The organism is Arsenophonus endosymbiont of Apis mellifera (assembly GCF_903968575.1).
Lineage (GTDB): Bacteria > Pseudomonadota > Gammaproteobacteria > Enterobacterales > Enterobacteriaceae > Arsenophonus > Arsenophonus apicola.
The window spans coordinates 1-6,213 of the sequence record NZ_CAJCFU010000035.1; the positions used below are offsets into that span (position 1 = coordinate 1).

Annotated in this window: 4 protein-coding genes; 3 read left to right on the forward strand and 1 reads right to left on the reverse strand. The window is 46.5% G+C overall.

Annotated elements, in window-relative coordinates:
* The coding region (locus tag H1X92_RS04330) for a transposase (RefSeq protein WP_180558337.1) at window positions 1-177 on the reverse strand (177 nt) is incomplete at its 3' end.
* 58 nt (window positions 178-235) lie between these two features.
* Between H1X92_RS04330 and H1X92_RS04335 the strand changes: the two genes are divergently transcribed.
* From H1X92_RS04335 to H1X92_RS04345, 3 genes are read left to right on the forward strand one after another with little or no spacing between them, the layout of a single operon-like run.
* Window positions 236-1,462: an RNA-guided endonuclease InsQ/TnpB family protein gene (locus H1X92_RS04335; protein WP_180558336.1), complete on the forward strand. Its 1,227-nt coding sequence runs from the start codon at window positions 236-238 to the stop codon at window positions 1,460-1,462.
* 44 nt (window positions 1,463-1,506) lie between these two features.
* Window positions 1,507-3,657 carry an AMP-binding protein gene (locus H1X92_RS04340; protein ID WP_180559016.1) on the forward strand — a complete coding sequence of 717 codons (2,151 nt, stop codon included), beginning with the start codon at window positions 1,507-1,509 and terminating at the stop codon, window positions 3,655-3,657.
* A gap of 33 nt (window positions 3,658-3,690) precedes the next feature.
* Window positions 3,691-6,174, forward strand: a complete 2,484-nt coding sequence (locus tag H1X92_RS04345) for a polyketide synthase (RefSeq protein ID WP_180559017.1) — start codon at window positions 3,691-3,693, stop codon at window positions 6,172-6,174.
* Window positions 6,175-6,213 lie beyond the last annotated feature (39 nt).

The window sequence follows — 6,213 nt, forward strand, 5'->3', positions numbered from 1 at the left end:
TCCGTTACTTTCCTTTAAATCAGCCCCAAAGTCGCGACACACTTCACCTGCATACTGATGAAATGCTTTGTAGTGCAAGCCACTGAGTACTTTCTTTCGGTACTTAGTCACAAAGACAAGGTGAACATGTAAAAGAAACGCTGCATGTCTTGAACGGTTGATTTTATATTTTTGCATTGAAATTAACCGGATATACGGTAAGATAGTGAGATAATTTACTACACACTGAGTAATAATGCTAATTCTAAAAGCCTACAAATTCAGACTCGAACCAACCGAAAAACAGTCGCAACGTTTGCGGCAGTTGTGCGGATGCGCTCGTTTTATCTGGAATTACGGGCTAGCAGAGACGCAACGCATTATTGAATCCGGCGGTAAACTACCGTCAGCGTTTGAACTAAATCGGATGCTCACAGAATGGAAAAAAAAGCCGGAACATTCCTTTTTGCAAGAAGCCTACACGGATAATCTTCAGCAGAAACTCAAAGATCTGCACGGGGCATGGAAACGCTGCTTTGATAAAAAACTGGCAGCAAAAGCTCCTGTATTTAAAAGGAAAAATGACGGGCGTGATTCAGTTCGTTTTGTTAATTTTGATAAATATTGTCAGCTCGATAATGGCAGAGTGAGATTACCGTCAGGTTTGGTATGGGTAAAGTTCCGGCAGTCGCAAAAGCTGTACGGTAAGATTAAAAACGCAACCGTTAGCCAACATGCGGGACACTGGTATATATCGTTTCAGGTCGAACTGGAAATGGACATTCAGCCTCATTCGTCAGCAACAATGATTGGTTTGGATGCAGGTGTAACCAGACTCGCCACGCTGTCAGACGGCACAGTGTTTGAACCTGTAAACAGTTTTAAAACCAACCAAAAAAAGCTGGCGAAATTCCAGCGTCAGTTAAGCTGTAAAGTTAAATTCAGCAATAACTGGAAAAAACAGAAGCGAAAAATCCAACGTCTCCACTCGCATATAACCAATATCCGCAAAGACTACCTTCACAAAGTCACCAGTGAAATCAGCAAAAACCACGCGATGATCGTCATTGAGGACTTAAAGGTCAGTAACATGTCGAAATCGGCAAAAGGTACACAAGAGCAGCACGGACGGAATGTCAGGGCAAAATCAGGACTTAACCGTTCGATACTGGATCAGGGTTGGTATGAAATGCGCCGTCAGCTTGAGTACAAGCAGCTATGGCGCGGTGGTCAGGTATTAGCTGTGCCTCCGGCATATACAAGTCAACGGTGTGCATGTTGTGGTCATACAGCGAAAGAAAATCGTCAATCACAAAGTAGATTCGAGTGCCTTGAGTGCGGGTATACAGAGAACGCAGATATCAACGGAGCTCGTAACATTTTAGCGGCAGGACATGCCGTGTTAGCCTGTGAAGTGAACGGTGCAGTAATGCCGTCAGCAGCAGGAACCAGGCTTCTGAGCGATCAGATAGTCTCCGACTAACGGGAATCCCCCTCCTGAGTCACGAAGTGTGAAGGTGGGGGAGGATGTCAATAAACTACTCACTATTACATCATTCTGCCGCATTAAAGCTTTATTATCAGCAAGATAGTTATAAGCAGAGTCTAAATTTTTGGCGGGAAAGACTGCCAGAAATACTGGCGATACGGCGGCGCTATGGTTTAATTTCCGCTGCAGATATGGCGGGTGAGCGTCAGCAACTAATGATCGATCAGCAGACAACTCAGGCCATTAAAGTGCTGGCAAAAAAACAAGGGATGACGGTAGCTGGCTTGCTGCTCAGTGTGTTGGGATGGAGTTGGGGACAGTGGCGAAAACAGAGTGCTGTCACTATTGGTTTCCCTGATGCTGGTCGTTTTTTGCCAAATAGTGAAAACATTATTGGTATGTTAGTCAATACGCTGGTATGGCATGAACAGATATTACCGGATGACACATTGGCTAGTTTCTTGGATCGTTCCGGACAAGAGTTGAAAAATATTTTTTCTCATCACACGGTTAATTATGCAGACATAACTAAACTGGCTTCCACTATGCAGGCGGAGGGACAAACCCTATTCGACCTGGTATTTGTTATGGAGAACACTGATTTTTCTTGCCTCGAATTGCCAGGCCTGAAGATAAAAGGCAGTGTACCTGACATCGGCAGTGCCAAATTTCCATTTTTGGTCTGTGTGACACCGCAGGGGATGGCAACAGAAGTGATTCTGGAGTATCAGACAGCATTATTCAATCGTGAGGAAGCCCATTTTTTTGCCAGCCAGTGGATCCGTCTGTTACAAAATTTAACCTGCGAGTCAGCTGTTATGAGCACACTTTCAACACAATTCGGCTTTCCCCCTTCATCCGCTGCCTCTGTTATTGTTAATCAGGGACAGCAACAGGCGCTCTCCTTTGATACGCTTCGAGCCTGGCTTGATCACCAGCGAAATTTAACTCCCGATACCGTAGCACTGGTTGATAATAATGGTGTGACGTTGACCTATTCCGATTTAATGGAACAGGTAGCGCGCATGGAAATATTTCTCAGTCAACAGTGGAAATTGCCCTATGGCAGCGTAGTGGCGATCCATGCTCATGCAGACCGGCACGCGATTATTGCCATTTTAGCTATGGCCAGTCGCGGTATCTGTTTTGTTGGGCTGGATGTTAACTACCCAGATAAACTGATTACCCATATTTTAACTACGGCAGGAATCGATGCAGTAATGGTGGATCAAGCCCATGCCGCTTCGCCGTTATTAACAACTAAAGCTGAATTGCCGTTAATTCCGATTGATGGTTATCTGCAAGTTAACAATCAGTCACCGTTATCGCCTGATAGAGCGGTTAATGCAGATACCTTAATGTATAAGGTATATACTTCTGGCTCCACTGGTTTGCCCAAAGAACTGGCAGCACGCCATAGTCTGATGCTGAATATTGTTCAGTGGCAAAATCGTATCGGGCTAGACAAACCAGCACGTACCTTACAATTTACTTCTCTCTCCTTTGATATTTCTCATCAGGAGATCTGCACCACTTTGTGTACTGGCGGGACACTATTGTTAGTCCCACCCGCTTTTCGGCGTGATCATCAGGCTTTACTGCGATTTATACAAACTGAGCGCGTTGAGCGCTTGTATATTCCCTATATCGTATTGCAATCATTAGCCGAGACTGCCCAGGCATTGAAAATTGAGCCAGATTGCCTTTGCGAAATAATCAGTGCGGGAGAGATGCTTTTTTGTACTGAGGCGATTAAAAATCTGTTTCGCCAATCCCCCGGTTCCCGACTTATTAATATGTATGGTACTTCAGAAACTCACGTCGTCACCAGTTATACCTTGCAGGGTGAGCCAGATAACTGGCCAACAGCAGTTCCGGTCGGCTATCCGGCAGATAATTGCGGGGTGTATATCGTTGATGAAAGCAATCAATTGTTGGATGATCAACAACAAATCGGTCAGATTGCGATTACCGGGATGCACGTATGGCCCTGTTATCAAAATAATCCCAGCGCTAATCAGCAGAAATTCTGCCTACTCTCGTGCAACGGACAGCATCAGTTAGCTTATTTGACCGGAGATATAGGCCATTATGATAGCCAGGGGCGACTCAATTATCTGGAGCGGCGCGATCATCAAGTCAAAATTAATGGTTACCGGGTGGAATGTGGTCAGTTAGAAACACTGTAGCTAGAAAGCGGCTATTTCCATTCAGTGGCAGTGATGGCGCAGCAAGGGCAGTTGCTGGCCTATTTGCGCCTTAAATCGCCACAGATTCAAGTATCAACGACCGAGTTATATCAACGATTACAGCAGTGGTTGCCAGCCGGCGCTTTAAAAATGGAATTTCGCGTGGTAGATGCACTTAGTACGACACCGAGTGGCAAAATCGACCGGGCGGGTCTAGCCAGGTTGTTATGGCACCCGCTACCAGATGATAATCTCAGTGTACAGACCACTATCAGACGGCAAGCAACAAATCAGCGATCGGTGGCAGACTGGCGCTATTTATTAAGCCAGCTAATTGAGAAAGAGTTGGGTAGAAAACCTAGTTGTGAGCAGACTAAGTTTTTTGCCCTGGGATTAACATCGTTACGACTGATAAAAATCCATGTAGCGTTGATTCAGGCTGGCGCAACTACTCTCAAACTTAACGATCTGTTTGAGCATGCGAGTATTGACCAATTGAGCTATTTTTTAGCGGGTGAAACGATGACGCCGCCTTCTATCACATCGATAGCAACTAAACCAACTAGGTTGACTGAAACTTCGGCAGACGAAAACGCCATTGCGGTGATTGGAATGGCAATCAATGTCAGTCAATGTGCTGATCTGGCAACATTTTGGCGTGCTGTCATGGATTCTCGCGAGTTGGTAGAGCGAGATAGATCATTGCTTACTATTCGCAGCGATAATGAAGAGCGTAAAGTGGCAGTACGTTCATCGCTATCAGGCATTTTCGACTTTGATCAAAATTGGTTCGGTATTTCGCCCCAAGAAGCAAAACGTATGGATCCACAACAGCGCCATTTGTTGATGAGCGTAGTACAGGCGTTAGAAAATGCCGGCTATAGTAGCAGGCAAGATCTGGCGTCGGTTGGTATAATGGCTAGTATAGGCGATGCATTTTACCAGCGCTGGTTAGAGCGGAGAGATTGCACTGAAAGTCGTAATAGCGATCCTTTTTTCTTAGGTTTATCTTATCAGAAGGATTTTGTGGCAACGAAAGTGGCTTATTACCTTGGCTTAGGTGGCCCGGCGCTAACGGTGCAAACTGGTTGTTCAAGCTCTCTGGTGGCAGTGCATCAGGCATGCAATGCATTAAACATGGGTGATGCTGAAATGATGGTAGTGGCTGGGGTAAATATTGATCCAGATGCTGTACAGGGGTATAAATGGGCGCCGGGCCATATCTTCTCTAGACAAGGTAGTACTAATCCGTTCAGCGACAATGCGGATGGCACGCTGGCGACCAATGGGTGTGGCGTTGTGATCCTTAAACCATTAGCGGCAGCTCGGCGCGACTATGATCGCATTTATGCCGTTATCACTGCTAGTGCAATTAATAATGATGGTCGCGATAAGGCGGGATATACCGCGCCTTCTGTTGCCGGGCAGGCGAAAGTGATTAGTTCGGCATTAACACGTGCCGGAATAACCGCCGATCGAATTGGTTATGTTGAAGCTCACGGTACAGCAACACCGCTAGGTGATCCGATCGAAATGGCCGCGCTTAGCCGAGCATTCTCATCAACAACCGGCAAAACAAATTTCTGCCATATTGCGTCAGTAAAAAGTCAGCTCGGTCATGCCGGTCCAGCGGCTGGTATCTTAGGGTTGATCCGGGCTGCTTTGGCACTCTATCATCAAGTATTGCCTGCTAATGTAGGCTATCAGCGTGCTAATCCATTGCTAGAAATGGATAAAACACCGTTCACAACCAGTGCCACCAGTCGCCAGTGGAAAAGTGATGCGCTACGCTACGCTGGTGTCAGTAGTTTTGGCATGGGGGGAACCAATGCGCATCTTATCTTGCGTGAACCGCGGCAAGAAGAGCGCTGTTCGCCTTCAATCAAGCAACAAGGGATCTGTTTGGCACCCTTATCAGCCGCTACGCCGCAGGCGTTACAACGACTTATCGTTCAAGTGTTGAATATCATACGTACCTCTTCGCTGGATTTATCTACCCTTTGCGCACGCTTATCACTGCATAAACCACAGACAATACGTCATCTCGGCATATGGAGCGATCTGGCTCAAGCGCAAGCAGAAATGGAAAGCTGGTTAACACAAGGACAAAACAACCCGCAGATATTAAGGCGAATTGATAGACTGCACAATAGCCAGCAACTGTCCCAGGTTCAGGCTCAGCAGTGCCGTGATTGGTTGCTGGACGAAGAAAGTAGATGGCCAGTCAGCCGGGTAAATAATCATCCTGCAAGCTGGCAGTTTTCTACCACCAATTTTAACTTTGCTCCTTTTATGTTACTTCCTGCTAGGGTTCCGGCAAAACTAGCCACTAAACAGTGGCGTTACACGCCTTGCTGGCAACGGGTAGCTCAACCTCAGATGGCGGTCGCTGATCTCTGCCTGGTGATTGGCATATTGCCCGATAATGTACAGCTGACGGCACGTCAGGTGCTGGTGTTATCTCCAGAAGAAAAACCCGACCATCTTAACCTCCAAAGGGTACTCCCACCGACATAAGGTGGGAGGGGAATTTGGTCGGGCTTGAAAAGCCCGAAG

Coding starts and splice junctions, on each gene's coding strand:
- H1X92_RS04335 (WP_180558336.1), top strand. CDS start 236: ATGCTAATTCTAAAAGCCTACAAATTCAGACTCGAACCAACCGAAAAA.
- H1X92_RS04340 (WP_180559016.1), top strand. CDS start 1,507: ATGTCAATAAACTACTCACTATTACATCATTCTGCCGCATTAAAGCTT.
- H1X92_RS04345 (WP_180559017.1), top strand. CDS start 3,691: ATGGCGCAGCAAGGGCAGTTGCTGGCCTATTTGCGCCTTAAATCGCCA.